Below are 23,409 nucleotides of genomic sequence, written 5' to 3'. Positions count from 1 at the left end.
CCATGAACCTCTCCAAATTTTTCATCGACCGGCCGATCTTCGCGGGCGTGCTCTCGCTGCTGATCGTCATCGCCGGCCTGGTCGCCCTGCGCGGGCTGCCGATCTCGGAGTACCCCGAGGTGGTGCCGCCCTCCGTGGTGGTGCGCGCCCAGTACCCGGGTGCCAACCCCAAGGTGATCGCCGAGACCGTGGCCACGCCGCTGGAGGAATCCATCAATGGCGTCGAGGGCATGCTCTACATGGGCAGCCAGGCCACCACCGATGGCGTGATGACGCTGACCGTGACCTTCCAGCTCGGCACCGACCCCGACAAGGCCCAGCAACTGGTGCAGAACCGCGTCTCGCAGGCCGAGCCGCGCCTGCCCGAGGAGGTGCGCCGCCTGGGCGTGACCACCGTCAAGAGCTCGCCCGACATCACCATGGTCGTGCACCTGGTCTCGCCCAACGACCGCTACGACATCAACTACCTGCGCAACTACGCGGTGCTCAACGTGAAGGACCGGCTGGCCCGCATCGAAGGCGTCGGCCAGGTGCAGATCTTCGGCGGCGGCGACTACGCGATGCGCGTCTGGCTCGACCCGCAGAAGGTGGCGCAGCGCGGCCTGTCGGCCGGCGACGTGGTGGCCGCCATCCGCGGCCAGAACGTGCAGGCCGCCGCCGGTGTGGTGGGTGCCTCGCCCGGCTTGCCGGGCGTGGATCTGCAGCTCTCCGTCAACGCGCAGGGCCGCCTGCAGACCGAGCAGGAGTTCGGCGACATCATCGTCAAGACCGGCACCGACGGCGCGGTGACGCGGCTGCGCGACGTGGCCCGCCTGGAGATGGGCGCGGCCGACTACTCGCTGCGCTCCCTGCTGAACAACCAGCCCGCCGTGGGCATGGGCGTGTTCCAGGCCCCGGGCTCCAACGCCCTGGAGATCTCGGCCCAGGTGCGCGCCACCATGGCCGAGTTGCAGCAGCACATGCCCGAGGGCGTGGAATACCGCATCGCCTACGACCCCACGCAGTTCGTGCGCGCCTCCATCGACTCGGTCATCACCACCCTGCTGGAAGCCATCGCACTGGTGGTGCTGGTGGTGATCCTGTTCCTTCAGACCTGGCGCGCCTCCATCATTCCCCTGCTGGCGGTGCCGGTCTCCGTGGTGGGCACCTTCGCGGTGCTGCACCTGTTGGGCCTGTCCATCAACGCGCTGTCCCTGTTCGGCCTGGTGCTGGCCATCGGCATCGTGGTGGACGACGCCATCGTGGTGGTGGAGAACGTGGAGCGCAACATCGAGGCGGGCCTGAGCCCGCGCGAGGCCACCTACCGCGCCATGCGCGAGGTCTCGGGGCCCATCATCGCCATCGCCCTGGTGCTGGTGGCCGTGTTCGTTCCGCTGGCCTTCATCAGCGGTCTCACCGGCCAGTTCTACAAGCAGTTCGCGGTGACCATCGCCATCAGCACGGTGATCTCGGCGATCAACTCGCTCACCCTCTCGCCGGCGCTCGCGGCCCTGCTGCTCAAGGGCCACCACGAACCGAAGGACGCGCTCACGCGCGGCATGGACCGCGTGTTCGGCGGCTTCTTCCGCGCCTTCAACCGCGTGTTCCTCCGCGGCGCCGCGTCCTACAGCGGCGGCGTGCACCGCGCCATCGGGCGCAAGGCGCTGATGATGGCGATCTACCTCGCGCTCGCGGGCCTGACCGTCGGCCTGTTCAAGGCCGTGCCCAGCGGCTTCGTGCCCGCGCAGGACAAGCAGTACCTGATCGGCTTCGCGCAGTTGCCCGACGGCGCCACGCTGGACCGCACCGACGCGGTCATCCAGCGCATGGGCGAGATCACCCGGCAAAACCCCAACGTGGAAGACGCCATCGCCTTCCCGGGCCTGTCCATCAACGGCTTCACCAACAGCTCCAACGCGGGCATCGTGTTCGCCACGCTCAAGCCCTTCGCCGAGCGCAGGAACGCCGACCAGAGCGGCGCCGCCGTGGCGGGCCAGTTGAACCAGGCCTATGGCGAGATCCAGGACGCCTTCGTGGTGATGTTCCCGCCGCCACCGGTGGCGGGCCTGGGCACCACCGGCGGTTTCAAGCTGCAACTCGAAGACAAGGCCTCGCTCGGCTACGAGGCCATGGACGCGGCGGTGAAGGCCTTCATGGCCAAGGCCTACCAGACGCCCGAGCTGGCCGGCATGTTCACGAGCTGGCAGGTCAACGTGCCGCAGCTCTACGCGGACATCGACCGCACCAGGGCGCGCCAGCTCGGCGTGCCCGTGACGGAAATCTTCGACACCCTGCAGATCTACCTCGGCAGCCTGTACGTGAACGACTTCAACCGCTTCGGCCGCACCTACAGCGTGCGCGCCCAGGCCGACGCGCCCTACCGCGCGCGCGCCGAAGACATCGGCCTGCTCAAGGTGCGCGCCACCAGCGGCGAGATGATCCCGCTGTCGGCTCTGATGAAGGTCGATGCCAGCTTCGGCCCCGAGCGCGCCATGCGCTACAACGGCTACCTCACGGCCGACATCAACGGTGGCCCGGCGCCTGGCTTCTCGTCTGGCCAGGCACAGGCCGCCATCGAACGCATCGCCGCCGAAACCCTGCCCGCCGGCATCGGCTTCGAATGGACCGAACTCACCTACCAGGAGATCCTGGCGGGCCATTCCGCGCTCTGGGTGTTCCCGCTGGCCATCCTGCTGGTGTTCCTGGTGCTGGCCGCGCAGTACGAGAGCCTGACGCTGCCGCTGTCCATCCTCCTCATCGTGCCCATGGGCCTGCTCGCGGCCATGACAGGGGTGTGGCTGGACGGCGGGGACAACAACGTCTTCACGCAGATCGGTCTGATCGTTCTGGTGGGCCTGTCGGCGAAGAACGCCATCCTGATCGTCGAGTTCGCGCGCGAACTGGAGTTCGCGGGCCGCACGCCGGTGCAGGCCGCCATCGAAGCCAGCCGCCTGCGCCTGCGCCCCATCCTCATGACCTCGCTGGCCTTCGTCATGGGCGTGCTGCCCCTGGTGCTGGCCAGCGGCGCCGGCGCCGAGATGCGCTCGGCCATGGGCGTGGCGGTGTTCGCCGGAATGATCGGCGTGACCGCCTTCGGCCTCTTCCTCACGCCGGTGTTCTACGTGCTGCTGCGCCAGCTGACGGGCAACCGCCCCCTGCGGCAACACGGCCAGACGCCCCACTTCGAGGGCTTTGCCAGCGGCGCCGACGCCCGGCCCCTGCCCGCGGCCCCGGTCACGCATTGAAGGATTTCCCACCATGAACGCCATCAACCGCCTCCTGCCACTGGCCGCTGCCCTGGTGCTGGCCGGCTGCGCCACCGCGCTGCCGCCGCTGCCCGCGTCGGTGGACACGCCGGCGCAATTCAAGGAACAGGGCCAGGCCGCGCAGGCCACGGACGCTGCGCAGTGGACCACCGCCCCGCCCGCCGAGGCCCAGAGCCGCGGCACCTGGTGGAAGGCCTTCGGCGACCCGGTGCTCGATGAACTGATCGAACGCTCGGCCGCGGGCAACACCGACATCCAGCAGGCCGCCGCGCGGCTGGCCCAGGCGCGCGCGCTGCTGCGCGGCGCACAGGCGCAGCGGGCGCCACAGATCGGCGCCAGCGCCTCGGCCCAACGCGGCGCGGGCGCCGACACCGCGAACGGACCGGCGCCCGCCACGCTGCTGCAGGCGGGCCTGAACCTCTCGTACGAAGTGGACCTGTTCGGCCGCCTCGCGCGCGCGCAGGACGCCGCATCGCTCGACGCGCAGTCGCGCGAGGCCTTGCTGCAGAGCACGCGCCTGCTGGTGCAGGCCGAGGTGGCGCAGACCTACCTGGCCTTGCGCGCCACCGACACCGAACGCGCGCTGATGCGCGACACCGCCACGGCCTATGCCGACACCCTGCGCCTGACGCAGCGCCGCTTCGAAGCGGGCGACGTGGCCGAGCTCGAGGTCATCCGCATCCAGACCGAACTGGCGGCGACCGAGGCCGAGGTGATCGCGCTGGACCGCGCGCGCGCCGAACTCGAACACGCGCTGGCCGTGCTGCTTGGCGAACCCGCCTCGGGTTTCTCGCTGGCCGCCGCCACCACGGCGCGCGCACTGCCCGCGATTCCGGCCGGCGTGCCGGCCACCGTGCTCGCGCGCCGGCCCGACGTGGCCGCCGCGCAGGCCGCCTTGCTGGCCGCGCAGGCCCGCGTGGGCGTGGCCCAGGCCGCCTGGTTCCCGCGGGTCTCGCTCACCGGTGCGGCAGGCCATGCCTCGCCGGAACTCGGCGAGCTGTTCCAGTGGTCCGCGCGCTCCTGGGGCGTGGGCGCGCTGTTGTCGCTGCCGCTGTTCGACGGCGGCCGACGCGAGGCCGGCGTGCAGGACGCGCGGGCCGGCTTCGACGCCGCCGCGGCTCAGTACCGCAGCCAGGTGCTCAACGCCCTGCGCGAGGTGGAGGACCAGCTCTCGGCCCTGCGCCTGTTGCGCGAGCAATCCTTGGCGCAAGGCCGCGCGGTCAGCGCCGCGCAGCGCGCCAGCGCGATCTCGGAAACGCGCTGGCGCAACGGGCTGGTGAGCCAGCTCGAGCTGCTGGACGCGCGCCGCAACGAACTGCTGAACCGCCGCCAGGCGCAGCGCGTGGAGGCGGCGCGGCAGCAGGCCACGGTGCGGCTGATCCGGGCCTTGGGTGGCGGTTGGGACGCCGAGCGGGGGCGCGGCTGAGCGCTGGCGACCAGCCCATTGCGTGGCGTGAACGCCAAGACAGGGGCGATCGTCAGAACCCCAGCGTTCGCACGAAGGCGTCCACGCCACGCCGCGGCGTCTCGACACTGTTCACCGGCGCGCGCTCGTCGCGGTAGCCCAGGGACAGGCCACACACCGTCACCTGCCCGTCAGGCATGCCCAGCAACGGCGCGATGACCGCGTGGTAGGGCGCGAAGCTCACCTGCGGACAGGTGTCGAGCCCGCGCGCGCGCGCCGCGAGCATCACGCTCTGCAGGAAGAGGCCCAGGTCCAGCCAGCTGTGCGGCTTCAGGCAGGCGTCGATGGCGAAGATCAGGCCCACCGGCGCGCCGAAGAAGCCGAAGTTGCGCCGCGTCTGGCGGGCGCGGGCAGCGGCGTCGCTGCGGTCGATGCCCAGGGCCTGGTAGTAGCGCGCGGCAAAGTCGGCCTGGCGCACGCCGTATTCGTCTGGCAAAGGCACCGGGAAGTGGTGCGGCGGCGGCAGTTGGCCGCTGTCGAACACGGCGGCAATGGCGGCCTCCAGCTCGCGGATCGCCGGGCCCGCGAGCGCATAGACCTGCCAGGGCTGCGTGTTCGAATTGCTCGGCGCGCGCGACGCCACGCGCAGGATCTCGAGCACCGTCTCGCGAGGCACGGCTTCGTCGCGAAACGCTCGCACCGAGCAGCGCGAGCGCAGCAAGCCATCGAGGCAGGCGGCGGTGTCGAACGTCGACGTGCTCATCGCGCGCCCTCGCCCGGCGCGGGGTGGTAAGCGATGCGCCCGGCCGGCAGGAAGAACAGCGCAATCACCGCGCCACCTTTGGCTTCGGGGTAGTGGTGGCTGCCAGGCGGCGGCGCGGTCCAGCCGGCCTCGCACCAGCCGTTGGGCCCGGCCAGCGCGGCCCCCGGCGTCACGGGGATCACCATGTTGAATTCGCCATAGGGATGCGCGTGGTATTGGCCGCGGTAGGTGCCGCCAGGATTGCCTTGCGTGTTGCCCCGGCTGTCCATGTAGACGGCGGTGATGCTGAAGTGGTGCGTGCGTTGCGACGGCTCCAGCAAGCGGCTGCGGCGGTAGATGGGTCCGTCGATCTCGACGTTGGCGGCCCACCCGTCCTGCACGCCCCGCCTGATCAGGCGCGCCAGGTTGTCGTAGAGCGCACTGCCCGGGCCACGCTGCTCATTGAGCCAGCGCTCGACCTCGGTGCCCGCCGTCATGTCCTTCACTTCGGCGAGAAAAGGCACGCAGCGTTCGATGAGTTCATCTCGTTCGCGAATGACGGTGTCTGCGGACATGGCTCACTCCTCCATGCGAAAGCCCGAGGCGCGCACCACCGGCGCCCAGGTCTCGCGTTCCTGGCGGATCATGGCCGCGAACTCCTCCGGCGTGCGCGTGCGCACCTCCAGGCCCACCTTCTCGTAGCCGGCGCGCAGCGCGGCATCGCGACTGGCCTTCTCGATGGCGGCGTGCAGGGCGTTGACGGTGTCGGCCGGCGTGCCGGGTGGCACAAAGACGCCGTAGGTTTCCGCGCCACGGATCTGGCCGAAGCCTTGCTCGCCGAAGGTGGCCACGCTCGGCAGAAAGCGCGAGCGCTGCTCGCTCGTCACGCCCAGGATGCGGACCTTGCCCTGCTGCAGGTAGGGCAGGAAGTCGGCCACGAAACCGAAGTACGCAGGGATCTGCCCGCCCAGCAGGTCTTGCATGGCGGGGGCCGATCCGCGGTAGGCGATGTGCTCCAGCTTCAGACCACCCGCTTCCGACAGCTGGTAGCCCAGGAAGTGCGCCACCGAACCTGCGGCGGGCGAGGCGTAAAGGGCCGCGCGGGGCGTCTGGCGCACCCAGGCCACGTACTCGGGCAAGGTCTTCACGCTGGCGGGCACGTTGCCGCTGACCGCGAAGGCGCAGCCCGCCGTGACCACGGAAGACACGGGCACGAAGTCGGCATCGGCGTCGTACTGGAGCTTCGTGTAGACGTGCGGGTAGATGGTGAGCGCCGAGGTGTGCGTGCACAGCAGGGTGTTGCCGTCGGCGGTTTCGCGCTTGAGCTGGCTGTTGGCGATGCGCCCGGCTGCACCGGCGCGGTTGTCCACGATGTACGTGCGGCCATCGCGCCGCCACGCGTCGGCGAGGTGGCGCGCCGTGGTGTCCAGCGTGCCACCGGCGGGGTAGCCCACGAGCATCTTGCCCGGGGTGTTGGCCCGCAAGGGCCACGAGGCGCCGGCCACCGGCAGCGCCGCCAGCAGTTGCGCGAAGGCGCGACGGGAGAGTGCATTCATGGGGTCCTCTGCTTTCAACGGCGACCGATCGCCGATGGACCGAATGCTGCGACGATCGCGGGTTGCAGGGAACTGGTCTCTGTGCAATGGTTCATTGCACGGCATTCATATCGGAGTGGGCACTCATGAGCATCGGCAAGGTGGACCTCAATCTGCTGAAGGTCTTCGACGCGGTCTTCGAAGAACGCAACCTGGTGCTCGCGGGGCGCCGGCTGCACCTGAGCCAGTCGGCCGTGAGCCACGCGCTGTCGCGCCTGCGCGAGGTGGTGGGCGACGAGTTGTTCGTTCGCACCGGGCGCGGCATGGTGCCCACCGGCGGCGCGCTGCGCATGGCGCCCGCGCTGCGCGACGCGCTGCGCCGCATCGAATCGACGCTGGACGTGGCGCCGTTCTCGCCGCGCGGCTCGCAGCGCCAGTTCGTCATCGCGGCCAACGACCACGTCACCGCCGTTCTGGTAGCGCCGCTGGCGCGCAAGCTGCAGCGCGCCGCGCCGGGCGTGGACCTGGTCATCCGCCCGTCCACGCGGCTGGATCTGGCCGAGCAGATCGACCTCGGCCGCATTGATCTCGCGATCGGCATCTTCTCGCAGGTGCCACCGCGCATGAGCGCGCGCACGCTGCTGTCGCAGGGCGAGGCGATCCTGATGCGCAAGAACCACCCGGCGTCGCGCGGCCGGCTCACGCTGACGGTCCTCGCGCGCCACCCGCTGGTCACCATCTCGGTGGGTGGGCAGGAGGAAGGCGCGGTGGATGGCTTCATTCTGGAGCGCGGGCTGGCGCGCCAGTCGGAGATGTTCGATCGCGGCGCGCTGCACGAGGCGCTGGGCGGGCAAGGCGTGCAGCCGCGCGTGCGCGTGACCGTGCCGCATTCGCTCGCGATCCCTGCGCTGCTGCGCGACAGCGACATGCTGTCCATCGTGCCGGCCTCGCTGGCGCGCGCTCTCACGCGCGGCGACAGCGGCCTCGTGATGCGCCAGCCGCCCTACCCGTCCGCCGTGGCCACCACGCGCGCGGTCTGGCACAGCCGACACGACCACGACGCCGCGCACACCTGGCTGCGCGAGACCGTGGCGGAGGTGGCGCTCGCGGCCGGGAGGCCCGGCGCGGCGAAGACCTGAAGACCGCGGCGCGAGCTCAGGCCAGCACGTTCACCTGCGTGCCGACGCTGCCCGACGTGGCCAGGGGCAGCGCGCCGGTGACGCCTTGCAGCAGCGCCAGCGCGGCGCTGCCCTGCATGTCCATGGACTTGCGCAGCATCGCAAGCTGCACCTTCTGGGCCACGTCGGCCTGCTGGTTGGCCACGACGGCCTGGACCATGGCGGCGGGTGAAACGTCCACGGGAACTCCTGTTGCGGTATGCCTTGCTCCTGGTATCGGTCGGTCGATCCCGTTCTTGAACCGCGCGCCCGCTTCAGCCCAGGCCAGGGCCCTCCCCCGCCTCCCGCGTCGCCTGCCGCATCAGCTCGATGAACCGCTGCGCCCCCAAGCCCAGCGGCCGCTCCGCGTTCCACACCACGTCCACCCACAGGCGCAGCTGGTTGCTGATGTTGCCGAAGCGGATTTCGGTGAGCCCGCCCGCCGCCACCAGCGGCTCGATGAGGCGACGCGGCAGGTAGGCCCAGCCCAGGCCGGCCTGCACCAGGCTCAGGGTGGCCAGGTGGCTGTCGGTGCGCCAGAGGTGGCGCGACAGCAGCATGCGCGGGTCGCGCCCGCGCGGGTCGCGGCTGGCCACGGCGATCTGGCGGATCTCGATCAGGTCGTTGAGCTGCAGCGCGCCCTGTCGCGCCTGGGCCTCGGGGTGGTCGGCGGCGATGACGGCCACGAACAGCTCGGTGCCCAACTCCTGGAAGCCCTCGCGCTCGTCGCTGCCCGGGCGCTCGAACACCAGGGCCAGCTGCGCCTCGCCGGCGTGCAACATGCGCAAGGCGTCGGCCTGCGGCGCCGACAGCACCTCCACCAGCAGCGCCGGAAATTCTTCGGCCAGCACCGCCAGTGACCGGCTCCAGGGCGCCGACAGCAGCTCGGGCGCAATGGCGATGGTGAGCTGGCGCTCCAGCCCCTGGTGCAGGGCCTGGGCCTGCGCGCCCAGGCGGCGCAGCTGGCTGGCGATCTGGCGCGCCTGCGGCTCCAGCGCGCGCGCCACGTCGGTGGGCCGGGGCTCGCGCGCGCTGCGGTCGAACAGCACCAGGTCCAGCTCGGCCTCCAACTGCGCGATGGCCATGCTCACCGCCGAGGGCACGCGGCCCAGCTGGCGCGCGGCGGCCGAGAAGGAGCCGGTGTCCAACACCGCCAGGAAGGTGCGCAGGTTGTCGCTGGTGAAGGCCATGGCCGCCTCGATCTATCATATTTTCTGAAATTATCTGACTTTTCCCTTCAGAAATGCGCGCATACAGTGCCCCCATCGCCCCCGCCCATCCGCCGGGGGCCTCCCCCAAGGATTTCGTACCATGCAAGGCATTCGACGCAAGATCGTCTACGTTTCCCTCTACGAGCTGTTCGCCATCGCCGCCTCCAGCGCCGGCCTGGCCCTGCTGTCCGACAGCGGCCTGGGCCACGCCAGCGTGGCGGCGGTCGCGGCCTCGGCCATCGCCGTGGTCTGGAACCTGGCCTACAACACCCTGTTCGAGCGCTGGGAAGCGCGCCAGGCCACCAAGGGGCGCGGCGTGGCGCGCCGCATCGCGCACGCCCTGGGATTCGAGGCCGGCCTGGTGCTCATGCTGGTGCCGCTGTTCGCCTGGTGGCTGGGCGTGTCGCTGTGGCAGGCCTTCGTGCTGGACCTGGGCCTGATCGTGTTTTTCCTGGTCTACACCTACGTGTTCAACCTGGGCTTCGACCGCGTGTTCGGCCTGCCGGCCTCGGCCGCGCCGCAGCCGGCCCCGGGCGGCTGAGCCGGCTCAGGAATCCTGGAACAGGCTCTCCCGCACGCCCGAGACTTCGGGCAGCGGGAATTCCTGGCGCACCGCGCGCCCGAAGTAGCCCTGGCGCACGGCCTGGCTGGTCTGCCAGGCCGCGATGGTGGTCTGCGCCCGCTGCGCCTCGAGCAGGCGCATGGCCGGGGTGCGGAAGTAGATGATGAGCGCGGCCTCGCGTGGGTTGAAGCCTTCGCTCAGGCCCAGGTCGATGACCGCCTGGCGCAGGTGCGAGGGCACCGTGTTCGACGGAATGCCCAGTTCGCCGAGGGCGCGGCTCAGGCCGAAACGAAACCACGCTTTCTTCAACATGAAGAAATTAGAGCATTGGGTCGCCGCGGCGCACCCCCGGGAAGCCCCTCACTGTCGCCCATCTGTAGGACCTAAGCCACTGATCTGTGGCGGCGCCGCCGCGCCCTGGCCCGCCGCGTGCAGGACAAGCGCCAGCTGCCGCCGCTGGCCAGCTTCCGCGACGGGCTGCTGCAAGAGGCGTCCAGTCCGCCTTGACCTGCAAGGTCATGGATTCGATGCACGCCGACCGGCACAGTGGGGCCCTACACCACAAGGAGCCCCCCATGTCGGACCTCTCCCAACTTCCCCTCGCCGTCGGCCACATGATTGGCCTGGGCGCGCTCGGTTCGTGCGTCGGCATCGGCCTCATGGCCAGCCGCTACCTCGAAGCCTCGGCACGGCAACCGGAGATGATGGAAGCCCTGCAACCCAAGGTCTTCCTGCTCGCGGGCCTGCTCGACGGCGCCTTCATCATCTCGGTGGCGCTGGGCGTGTGGTTCGCGCTGGCGGCGCCCTTCCCCACCTGAACGCCGGCGATGCGTCCCTCCCCCACCCAGCACCGCGTGCTCGTGATCGGCGCCGTCGGCCGCGCCGGCGCCGCGGTGCTGCGCGAGCGGCTGGGCCGGGTGGACGCGGTGCCGGTGACCGTGCTCTGCACACGCGCCTTCGCGCACCTGCCGCGCGGCCTGGGCCATGCGGTGGTGGACGGCGATGGCTGGCGCGCCGGCCTGCCGCATGTGTCGCCGAGCGACGAGGTGGTGATCGTGCTTGACGCCCGCCGCCACGCGCGCGAGGCCGTGTTCTGGCGGCCCGAGCGGGCGGCGCTGGTAGCGCTGATGCAGGCCCTGCACGCGCGGGGCGTGCGCCGGCTGGAACTGGTGCACGGCCCGGGCCACACCCCGAACGCGGCCGAGCGCGCGGCGGTGCAGGCCCTGGGCTATGGCGCGCGCGAGGCCCGCGTGCGCCCGCCGTCGCCGCGACCGGGCGAGGCCGTCACGGGCGGCTGGCTGGAGCGCCTCGCCGCCTGGATGCTGCGCACGCTGATCGACACCCTGTACGCATTGGGCATGCGGCCGCCCCGCTAGCTCGCGCGGCGCGGGCGCGGGCGCGGCCTGGGAACGCCATTTGCCTGCCAGCCGGCCGGGTACCACGCGGCCGGCCCACCCTCGATACAAGGAGTCCTTCATGCCCACCACCCGCCACGCATCCGATGCCTGCACCCTGCTCGACGCCGACCACAAGGCGGTCAAGAAGCTGTTCAAGGCGTACGAGGAGATCGCCCACTCCAGCGCACGCGGCATCGCCCAGCGCAAGCTCGATCTCGCGCGCGAGATCTGCCACGAGCTCACGGTGCACGCGACCCTTGAGGAAGAGGTCTTCTACCCCGCGCTGCGCGCCGCCCTCAGGGACACCACCCCCCTGGCCGAGGCCGAGGTGGAGCACGCCAGCGCCAAGGAACTGATCGCCCAGCTCGAGTCCATGGACGAGGTCGACGAAATGTTCGACGCCAAGGTCAAGGTGCTGGGCGAGCACATCGATCACCACGTCAAGGAAGAGCGTGGCCAGATATTTCCCAAGGCGCGCGCGGCGCGCCAACTGGACCTGGTGGCCATGAAGGACGAGCTGCAATCGCGCAAGGAGGCGCTGATGGGCGCCGAAATGGCGTGAGCCGGCGCCGCTGGCGCGCCTACAGGTCCAGCACCAGCCGCGCCGACGCCGCACGCGAACAGCAGGGCAGCATCTGCGTGTGCGAGGCCTGCTCCTCGGGTGTGAGGTAGAGGTCGCGGTGGTCCACCTCGCCTTCGAGCACACGGATCAGGCAGGTGCCGCAGACGCCTTGCTCGCAGGAGGTGTCGATGGCCACGCCCTCGGCCGCGAGCGCCTGCGTGATGGACACGTCGGGCGCGATGCGCACCGTGCGCCCGCTGCGCGACAGCACGACGTCGAAGGAGCCGTCGCCGCTGGTGTCGGCGGCCAGGCCCGAGAAGTGTTCGAAGTGCACGCGCGCCGCGGGCCAGCCGGCCCGGGCCGCGCCGTCCCGCACGGCGGCGATGAAGGGCTGGGGGCCGCAGACGTAGACCTGCGCGCCGTCCGGCGCCGCGGCCAGCGCGGCGGCGATGTCCAATTGCCGGCTGGCCTCGCCGCCATCGAAATGGAAGCGCACGCGACCGGCGTAGGGCCGCTCGCGCAAGCGGTGCAGGAAGGCGGTGCGCGCCTCGCTGCGCGCGCAGTAGTGCAGCGTGAACTCGCGGCCCTGGGCGTGCAAGGCTTCGGCCATGGCCACCAGGGGGGTGATGCCGATGCCCGCCGCGAACAGCAGGCTGGCGCCCGGCGCCTCGCTCAAGGCGAAGTGGTTGCGCGGCGCGGACACCGCCAGCCGGTCGCCTTCGGCCAGCGCGTCGTGCATTGACGCCGAGCCGCCGCGTCCCGACGCCTCGCGCAGCACGGCGATCTGGTAGGGCCCGGGCTGGCCGGGCGGACCGCACAGCGAGTACTGCCGCACCGCGCCCGAGGGCGTCTTCACGTCGATGTGCGCGCCGGCGGTGAAGGCCGGCAGCGCGGCGCCGTCGCCCTCCAGGTCGAGCAGCACGATGCCTTCGGCCTCCACGCGCTTGCGCACGACCTTCACCACCAAATCCAGGCCCATCGCCGCGATCAGCCTTCCAGGAAGTTGCCGGCGTCGAAGAACACCGGCGGCGCCTCGGGGTCGAAGCTCACGCCCACCGGGTCTTCGCCGCGCTGCACGGCCTCCACCTGGCCCTGCAGGAAGCGGCGCAGCATCACGATGCCGCGGTCGGAGGTGGCCAGGTGCTCCTCGGAGTGCCTGGCGATCTTGCCCTGGCTGACCATGGCCTCGTAGTCGCCGGGCGAGGCGCGGTGCTCTTCTTCGGTGAGCTCCTCCCACAGCTTGCCGTTCTGGCGCGAGCGCATCTTGGCCAGCTCGCCGGCCTCGCTCACGCGGCCCACCACGTAGATGCGGAAATGGTGGTCGTCGATGGGCAGGATCCAGCCGAGCGATTCGACGCGGCCGAACTTGCCCAGGCGCGGGCTGGGAATCACGCGCAGCGTCGGAATGGCGGCCTGGCTCACGCGGCGGAAGGTCTTGCCGTCGTCGAGCTGGCGCACCGAGGTGGTTCGCACGCCCAGCTCGACCTTGTCCCAGCTGACCTGGGGCATGAGCGCCATCTGCTCGACGAACTGCGTGCCGCTGAAGGTCGAGTGCAGCACCACCACGTGGAAGGGGTCGACCAGGTTTTCGTAGTGCTGCAGCCAGTTGCAGTCGATGATCTGCGGCCCACCGCCGCCGATGCTGCGGTCGTTGGCCTCCAGGAATTCGCCCGGATCGAGGTTCTCCAGCGCCTCGTAGCGCGGCAGCGTGGGCTTCTTCTCGGGCGGGCCCATGTAGGCCCAGACCAGGCCGTACTGTTCCTGCACCGGGTACCAGGGCTGGCGCACCTTCTCGCGGAACTTGCCGCCCTCGGGCTCGCAGGGCTGCTCCAGGCAGCGGCCGTCGGCCGAGAACAGCCAGCCGTGGTAGCAGCAGCGGATGCCGTTCTCTTCCACCTTGCCGTACAGCAGCGAGGTGCCGCGGTGCGCGCAGTGCGGGTAGACCAGGCCGGCGCGGCCCTGCTTGTCGCGAAAGAGGATCAGGTCTTCGCCGAGCACGCGCACCTGGCGCGGCGTGTCGGTGGCGTCGGCGGCCAGGCCGATGGGGTGCCAGTACCGGCGCAGCAGCTCGCCCATGGGCGTGCCCGGACCCACCTCGGTGAGTTCCTTCTTGTGGCTGGGCGCCGGGCGGCCGTAGGCGGTGCCCTGGTCGGGGACGATGGGAATGGTCCGTGCGTTCATGGGTAGGGGGCGATCAGCTGGCGCGCATGCCGGCGGCGCGGATCAGCGCCTCCCATTGCGGCATTTCCTTCTGCTGCGACTGGGCGAACTCGTCGGGGCTTTGCGTGAGTGGCGTCAGGCCGAGGTCGACCAGGCGCTGGCGCACCTCGTCGGTCCTGGCGGCCTCGTGCAGGCCCCTGGCGATCTGCTCGACGATCGGGCGCGGCGTCTTCGCCGGCGCGAGGAAGCCGAACCAGCTCTCGGTCTCGAAGCCGCCCTTGAAGCCCTGCTCGACGAAGGTGGGCACGTCGGGCAGGGTGCCGCTGCGCTGGCTGCCGGCGATGGCAATGACCCGCACCTTGGGCTTGCCTCCCGAGTTCTTGTCGCCCTGCAGGTGCACCTTGGCGGTGGCGGGGTTGGCCCATGCCGAGTCGATGACGCCGCCGAACAGGTCGATGTGCGCGCCGGCCTGCCCCTTGTAGGGCACGTGGTCGATGGGCGCGCCGGTCTGCTTGCGCAGCAGCTCGGTGTAGAGGTGCGCGGCCGTGCCCTGGCCCCAGGTGGCGCAGGTGGCGCGGCCCTTGGCCTTGGCCCAGGCCACGTACTCCTGCACATTGGTCACCGGCGAGTCGGCGCGCACCATCAGCACCGGGCCGCCCACGCCCACCGGCGTAAGGGGCTGGAAGTCCTTGATCGGGTCGTACGGCGTTTTCTGCAGGAAGGGCAGCACCAGCTGCGTGTGCGTGATGGTGAACAGGAAGGTGTGCCCATCGGCCGGCGCCTTGGCGACGAAGTCGGCGGCGATCATGCCGCCCGCGCCGGGCCGGGTCTCCACCACCACCGGCTGGCCCCAGGCCTTGGACAGGCGCTCGGCGAACACGCGGCCCAGGATGTCCAGCGGGCCGCCGGGCTCGCCGAAGGCGATGAGGCGCACGTGGCGGTTGGGAAAGCTGGGGGCTGTCTGGGCCAGGGCCGTGCCCAGGAAAGGCGAGGCCAGGCCGAGGGCCACCAGGTCGCGTCGGTTCATGCGTGTCTCCGTCGTGGGTTGTGCAATGCGGGGCCGCACGATAGGCCGGTGCGGGCGCCGGATCAAAGCAAACGTTTGGATATGAGATATGCGTGGGGCTGATAGCTGCCCCCGGCCGCGCCGCCGGCGCGCCCGTCAGAGCGTGCGCTCGATGGCCTCGATCACCTGCCCGCGCAGCCAGACCACGGCCTCGTCCGCCTCGCTGCGCTTGTGCCAGCAGGCGTGCAGGCGGTAGTCGGGCAGCTCCAGCGGCAGCGGCCGCGAACCCAGCGCATGCAGGTAGCGGCGCGCCACGCGCTGCGGGAAGACGGCGATCAGGTCGGTCTCGGCCAGCAGGTCCACCATCTGGCTGAAGGAGTTGACGCCGGCCTGCACCACGCGGCGGCGGTCCAGGCGCGCGAGCTGGCTGTCGATGGTGTCGTCCAACACCGAGCGCGATTGGCCCAGCACCACGTGCCGCCAGGCGCAGAAGGCGTCGAGGTCGAGGCCGCTGGCCAGCACCGGGTGGCCCAGGCGCGCCACGCCCACGTAGGAGTCCTCGCACAGGATGGAGGTCTGCACGCCGGTCACCTGCGTGATGCGCGGGATCAGCGCCAGGTCGATGTCGCCGCGCGCCAGTTCCTCGGCGGTCTTGCTGTAGTCGGCCAGCGACCAGGACACGCGCATGCGCGAGCCCAGCGCGCCCAGCGTCTGGCACAGGCCGGGCATGAGGGTGCGGCAGAGGTGGTCGCTGCCGGCCACGCGCAGGATGCGGTCGGACGCGGCGGGGTCGAAGGGCTGGTGGCGGCTCATGAGCCGCTGCAGATCCGAGAGCACCGATTCCACGCCAGGCGCCAGCGCGAGCGCGCGCGGCGTGGGATCGACGCCGTACTGGGTGCGCACGAACAGCTCGTCGCCGAAGGCCACGCGCAGGCGCTTGAGGCAAGCGCTGACGGCGGGCTGGCTCAGGAAGAGCCGCGCCGCGGCGCGCGACACGCTGCGCTCGCGGATCAGCGCGTCGAAGGCGCGCAGCATCGTCACGTCGATGCCGCGCACCTCGGCGTACGAGGGGTCGTCCATGGGGTCTCCTGCTGCGGCGGCCACGGGCCCCTGGGGCACGCGCCGCGCAGGCCGATTCTGACGGACGGCCGCGGACCCACCGCGCACCGGTGCCCACCGGCTCAGCGCTTGTTCGCGGGCGCGGCGGGCGCCGGCGGCTCGCAGGGGTCGCCTTGCTCTTGGCGGCCGCGCTCGATGAAAGGGATCACCGCCGCCACCGGGCCGGCGGCGGCCCCCAGCGCGATCGCGCCGGCCACGCGCCCCGCCAGGCGCCCGCCCTCGATGCCGACCTGGGGCTGGCCCAGCGTGCCGCCCACCGTGACCGGCGTGCGCAGCGACAGCGGCGACCAGTCCTTGGGCTGCGTGACCAGGCGCAGCGCCAGGCTTTCGTCGCGCAGGTTCACGCGGCCCGCGACATGCACCGTGCTGTCGCGGTTGTCGAGCACCGCGAGCCGCGGCTCGACCACGCCCTCGCGCGCGCGCAGGTCGAAACGCGCGCAGCGCAGCGGCAGCGGGCGGTCGCCGCCCACCACCACGCCCAGGGCCTGGGCGAGGTCCAGGCCCATGGCTTCGGTGGCCACGTGGGAGATGGTGCCGTCGCGCAGGCGCAGGTCGATGGGCCCGTCGAGCGAGCCCAGGATCTCGGCCGTGGACTGGCCCGCCCCCGTCACGTCCAGGCGCGCCGACAGCACGCCGGTGAGGTAGGACTTCAGCCCCTGTTCGCCGCCCTGGCGCGCCCGCTCGCGCTCCCGTTTGAGGGCGCGGGCAGCGCTCGGCGCGGCCGCGCCCTCGCGGCGCAGGCCGCGCAGCCAGCCCGCGACGTCGACGCCGCTCATCTCGATGCGCGCCCGCCACGACGCGGGCCTGACCGTGGCGTCGAGCTGGGTCATGCCCTCGACGCGGCCGCCGGCCACCTCGGCGCGCAGATCGTCGAGCCTCAGCACCCCCTGCGCCAGCCGCACGCGGGTGCGCAGCCCGCGCAGCGGCGCCATGGCCCGCGTGCCGAAGTCCAGCGATTCGATGGCCACGCGCACGTCGGCGTCCATGGCCTGCAGCGACGGCAGGTCGAAGCGGCGCTGCGGCAGCACGCGGCGCGGGCCCTGGGGGGCGGGCGCGGCGGCACCGCCCCCGGCACCGATCGCCGGCCCGAGGTCGGCGAGCGCGAGCCGCTGTCCCTGCAGCTCGCCCGTCAGGCGGCGCGGCTGGGCGCGCTGGTGGAACCGCAGATCACCCGCGAGCCGGCTGCTGCCGATGTGGGCGCGTTCGGCCTGCAGCCGCCACACGCCGTCGCCTTGCGACAGCGTGCCGCGCAGCTCGAAGGGTGGCGTGCGCGGCAGTGTGATGCCCAGCGGCCGGCCCACCGCCGCCAGCGAGGGGCCGCTCAAGGCCAGCGCGCCCCGCAGGCGCGGCAGACCCAGCAGCGCCGCGGCCTCGCCATCGAACCGCAGGCGCGCCGCGCCCGCCATGCCCTCCACGCGCACCGGCACCCAGGGTGCGTCGGGCTTGGCCTCGGGGTCGTTGAGCAGCGGCAGCGTGCCGCCCGCGTGGGCCTGCAGGCGCAGCGGCAGCGCGCGGTAGCGACCGCTGAACGAGGCCTGGTAGCCGGCGTTCGCGGCCTCGGCCTCGCCCTCGCGGCCGCGCAGGCGGATGCCGATGTCGACGTCGGCGATGGGGTCCTTCCAATCGACCTCGCCCTGGCCGATCACCAGCGAGCCGAAGCGCGGCAGGCCGCCCAGGGGCTCGGTCTCGGGCCGGGGTTCGCGCGCGCCCAGTTGCCAGTTGGCGCTGCCATCGCCCAGGCGCCGCAGCCGGGCGTCGAGCGCGTCCGCGCTCAGGGCCTGCAGGCGCAGGCGATCGCCGCGCCACCAGCGCCAGATATCACCCCAGCGCCAGGACAGGCGCACGCCGCGCGCGTCCACCAGGTGCGGCGCGCCGAAGCGCTCGGCCGAGGCGAGGTTCAACTGGCCCACCTCGATGCGTGGGCGCCCGAACAGGTGCAGGCGAAACGGCCCCTCCAGCCGCACCGGCACCGCCGCGGCGCGCGTGGCCGCGCGCTGCACCGGTTCGCGCAGAAAGGGCCAGCCCTGGTGCTCGGCCACCACCAGCGCGGCCACCAGCGCCGCGCCGGCCAGGCCCAGGCCCATGAAGGTGCGCCGCCGCGGGGCCATTCAGTCCCCCCCGCGCAGGGCGCGCACCGGGCGGCCCCGCGACAAGCCAGGGCCCCGGCGATGGACGTGGAACGGCGTTGCCATGGGTGTGGGAAGCCCGCGCGGCAAGCGGCGTTCCCGGGCCGCTGTATCGGTCTGTGAACCGGGTGGGCATGTTCCCGGCCGCCGAGGCGGCGTGGCCCACCCGCCTAGACTCGCCGCATGAGCCCTACCGACACGCGGCCCGGCACGGTCCCAGCGCGGCTGCGCGACCAGCGCGACTACCTGCGCCTGCTGGCCGCGCGCGTGACCGGCGGCGCCGCCAACCAGATGCTGATGGTGGCGCTGGGCTGGCAGATGTACGACCTCACCGCCAGCGCCTGGTACCTGGGCCTGGTCGGGCTCGCGCAGTTCCTGCCCGCGCTGCTGCTGACCCTGCCCGCGGGCCACCTGGTGGACCGGCACGACCGGCGCCTGCTGCTGGCCGGCGCCCTGGGCCTGCAATGCCTGGCCGCCTTCTGCCTGGCCCTGGCCAGCGCCGGGGGCTGGGTGGGGCCGCACGTGATCCTGCTGCTGTCCGTTCTGCTGGGCGCGGCGCGAGCCTTGCAGATGCCCGCGCATCAGGCGCTGCTGCCCTCGCTGGTGCCGCTGGGCCTGCTGCCACGCGCGGTGGCCGCCGCCAGCTCGACCATGCAGGCCGCCGTGATCGGCGGGCCCGCCCTGGGCGGCGCGTTGTACGCCCTGGGACCGACGGTGGCGCGGCGGATGGACCCGCGGGCACTGGCCGCCGCCGATGCGGCCGGCCAGGCCGGCGCCCTGGGCGCGCACTGGGGCGCGGCGGTCGTGTACGCGCTGTCGTGGCTGCTGCTGATGGGGGCCATCGCGGGCGTGCTGCGCATGCACCACCGGCCCGCGCCGGGACCGCGCGCGGCGCCTGGCCTGTCGCAGCTCACGGCCGGCCTGCACTTCATCTGGCGGCGACCGGTGCTGCTGGGTGCCGTGTCGCTGGACCTGTTCGCCGTGCTGCTGGGCGGCGCCACGGCGCTGCTGCCCATCTTCGCGCGCGACGTGCTGCACACGGGTCCCGAAGGCCTGGGGCTGCTGCGCTCGGCACCGGCGTTGGGCGCGGTGCTGGTGGGCCTGTGCCTGGCGCGCTGTCCCATTGCACGCCGCGCAGGGCGCCGGCTGCTGGGCGCGGTGGCGGTGTTCGGCGCCGCGATGATCGCCTTCGCGCTGGCCACCAGCTTCTGGGCGGCCTTCGCGGCGCTGGCCGTCGGCGGCGCGGCCGACATGTTCAGCGTGGTGATCCGACAGTCGCTGGTGCAGCTCGAGACCCCGGACGAGATGCGCGGCCGCGTGGGCGCGGTGAACGCGGTGTTCATCGGCGCGAGCAACCAGCTCGGCGAGTTCGAGTCGGGCGTGACGGCGGCGCTGCTGGGGCCGGTGGGCTCGGTGCTGCTGGGCGGCATCGGCACCCTGGTGGTGGTGGCCGTGTGGTGGCGGGTATTCCCGGCGCTGGCGCACCGAGACCGGTTACAGCCGGAAACGCCCTCGGCTGCATAAGATAGGCCGATGACAGCCCCTCCCGCTGCCACCCCCGTGCGCCGAAAGGTCCGCGCCTGATGCCGGTCTCCCTCGCCCTCGCGCGCCGGCCCGTGGCCTTTCTCGGCGAGGTCCTGCTCTCGGCCGTGGCGGCACTGGGCGGACGGCGCCGCTACCGAGTGCAGGACGCCCTGCGCGTGCTGGCCGACACCAGCGCCCGCGCGGTGGGCATCGTCTGCCTGGTCAACTTCCTGGTGGGCGCCATCCTCGCCTTCGTGGGCGCCGTGCAGCTGCTCAAGTTCGGGGCCGGCATCTTCGTCGCCGACCTGGTGGCCATTTCGGTGGCGCGCGAAATGGCGGCCATCATCACCGCCGTGGTCATCGCCGGGCGCACCGGCGCGGCCTTCGCGGCCGAGCTGGCCACCATGCAGACCAACGAGGAAGTGGACGCGCTGGAGGTGCTGGGCCTGCCGGCAATGGACTTCCTGGTGCTGCCGCGCGTGGCGGCGCTGCTGGTGATGATGCCGCTGCTGTTCGTCTTCGCCTGTCTCGCGGGCCTGGTGGGCGGCATGGTGGTGGCCTCGGTGATGCTCGATCTCTCGCCCGCCGCCTACATGCACCGCACGGCCGAGGCACTCACCTGGACACACCTCGGCCTGGGCGCCGCGAAGTCGCTGGTGTTCGGCGCGCTGATCGGCATGGTGGGCTGCTACCACGGCCTCTACGCGCAGCGCAACGCCGCGGGCGTGGGCCTGGCCACCACGGGCGCGGTGGTGACCAGCATCGTGGCCATCATCGTCATCGACGCCGTGTTCGCGCTGGTCGCGAACACGCTGGGGATCTGAATGGCGGCGCTGCTGAGCGTGCAAGACCTGGAGATGCGCTTCGGCGATCGCCTGATCCAGCGCGGCATCTCGTTCGACGTGGAAGCCGGCCGCATCTTCGCCATCATGGGCGGCAGCGGCTGCGGCAAGAGCACTCTGCTCAAGCACCTGGTGGGCCTGCTGCCGCCGGCCAGCGGCACGGTGCGCCACGGCGGCGTCGACTACTGGGCCAGCGGCGAGGCCGAGCGCGAGGCCATGCGGCTGAAGTTCGGCATGCTGTTCCAGAGCGCGGCGCTGTGGTCGTCCATGACCGTGCTGGACAACGTCTGCCTGGCGCTGGCGCGGCAGACGGCCCTGGATGCCCGGGCGCAGGAAGCGCGCGCGCGCGAGGTGCTGGCCTGGGTGGGCCTGGACCACGCCGCCGACCAGATGCCGGCCCAACTCAGCGGCGGCATGAAGAAGCGCGCGGGGCTGGCGCGCGCCATCGCCGCCGAGCCGCCGCTGCTGTTCCTCGACGAGCCCTCGGCGGGATTGGACCCGATCAGCTCGCGCCGGCTCGACGACCTGATCCTCGACATCCGCCAGCGCACCGGCGCGGCCGTGGTCCTGGTCAGCCACGAACTGCCCAGTCTGTTCGCCATCGCGGACGACGGCCTGTTCCTGGACGCCGACAGCAAAACGCCGATCGCGCGCGGCTGCCCGCGCGAACTCGCGCGGGCCCACGTCCATCCCACGGTCGATGCCTTCCTGCGAAGGGAAGCGCCGCCCGACCCACCAGCGCCCAGCGCGCGGGGAGATTCCGCATGAAACGCTACGCCCTGCTCATCGGCAGCTTCGTCGTCGCCGCCCTGTTCATCGTGCTGGCCGCCATCTTCTGGCTCGGCGGCAAGGACTGGTTCAGCGACCAGCAAAAGGCCACGGTGTTCTATGAAGACAACGTCAGCGGCCTGTCGATCGGCGCGCCGGTGACCTTTCGCGGCGTGGCCATCGGCCAGGTCACCGAGATCGGCATCCGCGTCGATGGCGCGACGCTGCGCACCACGGTGCCCGTGGTCCTGCGGCTGCAGGCCTCGGCGCTCGCGGGCGCGGGCGTCGACGTGCCCGCGCTGGTGGCGCGCGGCCTGCGCGCGCGGCTGGTGTCCGAAAGCATCGTGACCGGCCAGAAGGCGGTCGAACTCGACTTCGCGCCGCAGACGCCCGCGACGCTGCACGGCGGTTCGCGCCACCCGGAGATCCCGGCGCTGCAGGACCGCTTCGGCCCGCTGATCCAACAGGTGGCCGAGCTGCCGCTGCGCGACACCGTGAGCGAGATGCGCGCCACGGCCGAGGAAATGCGCAACACCCTCGTGGTGGTGCAGAAGACGCTGAGCGGCGTGCAGGTGGCGCTGTCCGAGGCTTCGGCGGAGCTCAAGCTGACGGCGGCGGCCTCGCGCCAGACCTTGACCGCGGCCACGGAGACCATCCGCCAGGTGCAGGCCAGCTCGACGGCGGCGCTGGCGTCCGTCGAGCGGCTGTCGCGCAGCACCGAACAGTCGCTGCAGGAAGCGCGCCCGGAGCTGCAGCGCGCGCTGGTCGGCGCGCGCGAGGCCACGCAATCGGCCAAGCTGGCCATGGACCGCCTGGCCGACCTGTCCGCGCCGGACGCGCCGCTGCGCGCCGACCTGGAAACCGCGGTGCGCGACCTCTCGCAGGCCGCGCGCGGTCTGCGCTCGTTCGCCGAGCTGCTCGAAGAGAAACCCAACGCCATCATTTTCGGGAACCGACGCGAATGAGCACGCCCTCCTTCCCCCGCCGCGCCGCGGCCCTCACGCTCGCGGCCACCGCCGCGGCCGTCCTCACCGGCTGCGCCTCGGCGCCCGAGCGGGCGCCCACGCTGCTGACCCTGCCGGGCGCCCCGGCCATCGCCACCGCGCCAGCGGCCGCGCCGCCGGTGGAGGGCGCCACGCTCGCGGTCGCGCGCCTGCAGATTCCGGAGTACCTCGTCTCGCGGCGCGTGCGCTACCGCACCGACGGCAGCACCCTGGCCGAATGGCCCGACACCTTCTGGGCCGAGCGCATCGAGGTGGGCCTGGCGCGCGAGTTCACCTCCGGACTGCGCGCCCGGTTGCCGGACTGGCGCATCTGCGAGGCCCAGTGTTCGGAGTGGTCGCCGGTGGCGGGCCTGCGCGTGGTGATCGACCGCATGGACTATTCGCGCGCGCAGCGCCAGCTGAAGGCGAGCGCGCGCCTCGTGGTGGCGTCCATGGGCGCCGCGCCACGCACGGCGACCAGCCAGCGGCTCGACTACGAACTGGCGGCCGGCGCGGACACGCCGCAGGCCCAGGCCCAGGCCTACGCCGCGCTGCTGGACCGCCTGGCCACCGACGCGGCGGCGGCGGTGGCGCGTGCGGCGGCGCTCACACCGCCACCGGCCGCGCCCCCATCGCCGGCCAGGGCGCCCGGAGGGTAAACCGCCCAAGCAAAAGCGGCGGCCCCGAGGGGCCGCCGCTGTGAATGTCGGGCGAGGGCGCGGCGCGCGCCCTGGGGCTCAGGCGCCCGCTTCCACCGACACGATCTCGCCGCGCGCGGTGCGGCCCGTGCGCTGGGCCTGGATCGCTTCGGCGCGGACCTCGTCGCGGCTCAGGCCGCTGCTGGCCACGGCCTGGTCGACCGGGAAGATCTCGCCGCGGGCGACCAGGCCGGCCTGGTTGGCTTGCACGGCCTGGGCCTGCACCTCGGCGCGGCTCAGGGTGGATTGGAAGTTGAAGACTTCGTTGCCTTCGATGGGGCCTTCGGCGAAGGCGGCACCGGCGCCCAGAGCCAGAGCAAGGGAAAGGGCGATGTTTTTGGCGGTTTTCATGACAATTCCTTTAAAA

At 72.2% G+C, this 23,409-nt stretch carries 24 protein-coding genes; 12 read left to right on the top strand and 12 right to left on the bottom strand.

From position 1 onward, the window contains the following. Window positions 1-2: 2 nt before the first annotated feature. Window positions 3-3,224, top strand: a complete 3,222-nt coding sequence (locus SOM08_RS03150; protein ID WP_322470032.1) for an efflux RND transporter permease subunit — start codon at window positions 3-5, stop codon at window positions 3,222-3,224. Window positions 3,225-3,237: 13 nt separating this feature from the next. Beyond that, window positions 3,238-4,671 carry an efflux transporter outer membrane subunit gene (locus tag SOM08_RS03145; RefSeq protein WP_322470031.1) on the top strand — a complete coding sequence of 478 codons (1,434 nt, stop codon included), beginning with the start codon at window positions 3,238-3,240 and terminating at the stop codon, window positions 4,669-4,671. Between the two features lie 52 nt (window positions 4,672-4,723). Here SOM08_RS03145 and SOM08_RS03140 read toward each other — a convergent pair whose 3' ends face one another. From SOM08_RS03140 to SOM08_RS03130, 3 genes are read right to left on the bottom strand one after another with little or no spacing between them, the layout of a single operon-like run. After that, window positions 4,724-5,413, bottom strand: coding sequence for a nitroreductase (locus SOM08_RS03140; protein WP_322470030.1), 690 nt, complete (start codon window positions 5,411-5,413; stop codon window positions 4,724-4,726). Continuing rightward, entirely contained in the window at window positions 5,410-5,967 is a 558-nt protein-coding gene (locus SOM08_RS03135) for a DUF4863 family protein (protein ID WP_322470029.1), read from the bottom strand. Before SOM08_RS03135 ends, SOM08_RS03140 begins: the two co-directional genes overlap by 4 nt. Before the next feature lie 3 nt (window positions 5,968-5,970). Then, window positions 5,971-6,948: a tripartite tricarboxylate transporter substrate-binding protein gene (locus tag SOM08_RS03130; RefSeq protein ID WP_322470028.1), complete on the bottom strand. Its 978-nt coding sequence runs from the start codon at window positions 6,946-6,948 to the stop codon at window positions 5,971-5,973. Window positions 6,949-7,073: 125 nt separating this feature from the next. Here SOM08_RS03130 and SOM08_RS03125 point away from each other — a divergent pair, with 125 nt between their 5' ends. Beyond that, a complete protein-coding gene (locus SOM08_RS03125) occupies window positions 7,074-8,066 on the top strand; it encodes a LysR substrate-binding domain-containing protein (RefSeq protein ID WP_322470027.1) in 993 nt (330 codons plus the stop codon). Window positions 8,067-8,082: 16 nt separating this feature from the next. On the opposite strand, the gene SOM08_RS03120 is transcribed toward SOM08_RS03125, so the two are convergent. Continuing rightward, window positions 8,083-8,286 (bottom strand): putative motility protein, encoded by a 204-nt coding sequence (locus SOM08_RS03120; protein ID WP_147326207.1) that lies wholly within the window; start codon window positions 8,284-8,286, stop codon window positions 8,083-8,085. A gap of 73 nt (window positions 8,287-8,359) precedes the next feature. Continuing rightward, window positions 8,360-9,274, bottom strand: a complete 915-nt coding sequence (locus SOM08_RS03115; protein ID WP_116958721.1) for a LysR family transcriptional regulator — start codon at window positions 9,272-9,274, stop codon at window positions 8,360-8,362. A 121-nt stretch (window positions 9,275-9,395) separates the two neighbouring features. Between SOM08_RS03115 and SOM08_RS03110 the strand changes: the two genes are divergently transcribed. Further along, a complete protein-coding gene (locus tag SOM08_RS03110; protein ID WP_070400803.1) occupies window positions 9,396-9,836 on the top strand; it encodes a PACE efflux transporter in 441 nt (146 codons plus the stop codon). 6 nt (window positions 9,837-9,842) lie between these two features. Here the strand turns inward: SOM08_RS03110 and SOM08_RS03105 are convergent, their stop codons facing one another. Then, window positions 9,843-10,169, bottom strand: coding sequence for a hypothetical protein (locus tag SOM08_RS03105; RefSeq protein ID WP_070400802.1), 327 nt, complete (start codon window positions 10,167-10,169; stop codon window positions 9,843-9,845). A 263-nt stretch (window positions 10,170-10,432) separates the two neighbouring features. Between SOM08_RS03105 and atpE the strand changes: the two genes are divergently transcribed. The 3 genes from atpE to SOM08_RS03090 all read left to right on the top strand — a co-directional run bounded on the left by atpE (window position 10,433) and on the right by SOM08_RS03090 (window position 11,816). Then, complete coding sequence (gene atpE, locus SOM08_RS03100) at window positions 10,433-10,675, top strand: F0F1 ATP synthase subunit C (RefSeq protein WP_070400801.1); 243 nt, start codon at window positions 10,433-10,435, stop codon at window positions 10,673-10,675. 9 nt (window positions 10,676-10,684) lie between these two features. After that, a complete protein-coding gene (locus SOM08_RS03095) occupies window positions 10,685-11,233 on the top strand; it encodes a hypothetical protein (RefSeq protein WP_322470026.1) in 549 nt (182 codons plus the stop codon). A 100-nt stretch (window positions 11,234-11,333) separates the two neighbouring features. Further along, window positions 11,334-11,816, top strand: a complete 483-nt coding sequence (locus SOM08_RS03090) for a hemerythrin domain-containing protein (RefSeq protein ID WP_116958719.1) — start codon at window positions 11,334-11,336, stop codon at window positions 11,814-11,816. A 19-nt stretch (window positions 11,817-11,835) separates the two neighbouring features. On the opposite strand, the gene SOM08_RS03085 is transcribed toward SOM08_RS03090, so the two are convergent. From SOM08_RS03085 to SOM08_RS03065, 5 genes are all read right to left on the bottom strand, one after another. After that, window positions 11,836-12,795 (bottom strand): PDR/VanB family oxidoreductase, encoded by a 960-nt coding sequence (locus SOM08_RS03085; RefSeq protein WP_116958718.1) that lies wholly within the window; start codon window positions 12,793-12,795, stop codon window positions 11,836-11,838. Between the two features lie 8 nt (window positions 12,796-12,803). Then, window positions 12,804-13,997 carry an aromatic ring-hydroxylating dioxygenase subunit alpha gene (locus SOM08_RS03080; RefSeq protein WP_116958717.1) on the bottom strand — a complete coding sequence of 398 codons (1,194 nt, stop codon included), beginning with the start codon at window positions 13,995-13,997 and terminating at the stop codon, window positions 12,804-12,806. Window positions 13,998-14,010: 13 nt separating this feature from the next. Next, the gene (locus tag SOM08_RS03075; RefSeq protein WP_322470025.1) at window positions 14,011-15,003 is read right to left on the bottom strand and encodes a tripartite tricarboxylate transporter substrate binding protein; all 993 of its coding nucleotides are present in this window, start codon (window positions 15,001-15,003) and stop codon (window positions 14,011-14,013) included. 135 nt (window positions 15,004-15,138) lie between these two features. Next, window positions 15,139-16,062, bottom strand: coding sequence for a LysR family transcriptional regulator (locus SOM08_RS03070; RefSeq protein ID WP_322470024.1), 924 nt, complete (start codon window positions 16,060-16,062; stop codon window positions 15,139-15,141). A 101-nt stretch (window positions 16,063-16,163) separates the two neighbouring features. Further along, window positions 16,164-18,209, bottom strand: coding sequence for an AsmA family protein (locus tag SOM08_RS03065; protein WP_322470023.1), 2,046 nt, complete (start codon window positions 18,207-18,209; stop codon window positions 16,164-16,166). 201 nt (window positions 18,210-18,410) lie between these two features. On the opposite strand from SOM08_RS03065, the gene SOM08_RS03060 reads away from it, so the two are divergent. From SOM08_RS03060 to SOM08_RS03040, 5 genes are read left to right on the top strand one after another with little or no spacing between them, the layout of a single operon-like run. Next, complete coding sequence (locus SOM08_RS03060; RefSeq protein ID WP_181936464.1) at window positions 18,411-19,751, top strand: MFS transporter; 1,341 nt, start codon at window positions 18,411-18,413, stop codon at window positions 19,749-19,751. A 59-nt stretch (window positions 19,752-19,810) separates the two neighbouring features. Further along, complete coding sequence (locus tag SOM08_RS03055) at window positions 19,811-20,575, top strand: MlaE family ABC transporter permease (protein ID WP_116958713.1); 765 nt, start codon at window positions 19,811-19,813, stop codon at window positions 20,573-20,575. Continuing rightward, complete coding sequence (locus tag SOM08_RS03050) at window positions 20,576-21,361, top strand: ABC transporter ATP-binding protein (protein ID WP_116958712.1); 786 nt, start codon at window positions 20,576-20,578, stop codon at window positions 21,359-21,361. Then, on the top strand, window positions 21,358-22,326 hold the full coding sequence (locus SOM08_RS03045; RefSeq protein WP_322470022.1) for an MlaD family protein: 969 nt from the start codon (window positions 21,358-21,360) through the stop codon (window positions 22,324-22,326). Before SOM08_RS03050 ends, SOM08_RS03045 begins: the two co-directional genes overlap by 4 nt. Next, complete coding sequence (locus SOM08_RS03040; RefSeq protein ID WP_322470021.1) at window positions 22,323-23,003, top strand: PqiC family protein; 681 nt, start codon at window positions 22,323-22,325, stop codon at window positions 23,001-23,003. Before SOM08_RS03045 ends, SOM08_RS03040 begins: the two co-directional genes overlap by 4 nt. 78 nt (window positions 23,004-23,081) lie before the next feature. On the opposite strand, the gene SOM08_RS03035 is transcribed toward SOM08_RS03040, so the two are convergent. Beyond that, a complete protein-coding gene (locus SOM08_RS03035) occupies window positions 23,082-23,393 on the bottom strand; it encodes a DUF4148 domain-containing protein (RefSeq protein ID WP_116958709.1) in 312 nt (103 codons plus the stop codon). Between the last annotated feature and the right edge of the window lie 16 nt (window positions 23,394-23,409).

This window comes from Hydrogenophaga sp. SNF1 (assembly GCF_034421675.1).
Lineage (GTDB): Bacteria > Pseudomonadota > Gammaproteobacteria > Burkholderiales > Burkholderiaceae_C > Hydrogenophaga > Hydrogenophaga borbori.
This window is presented reverse-complemented; position numbering and strand designations above follow the sequence as displayed.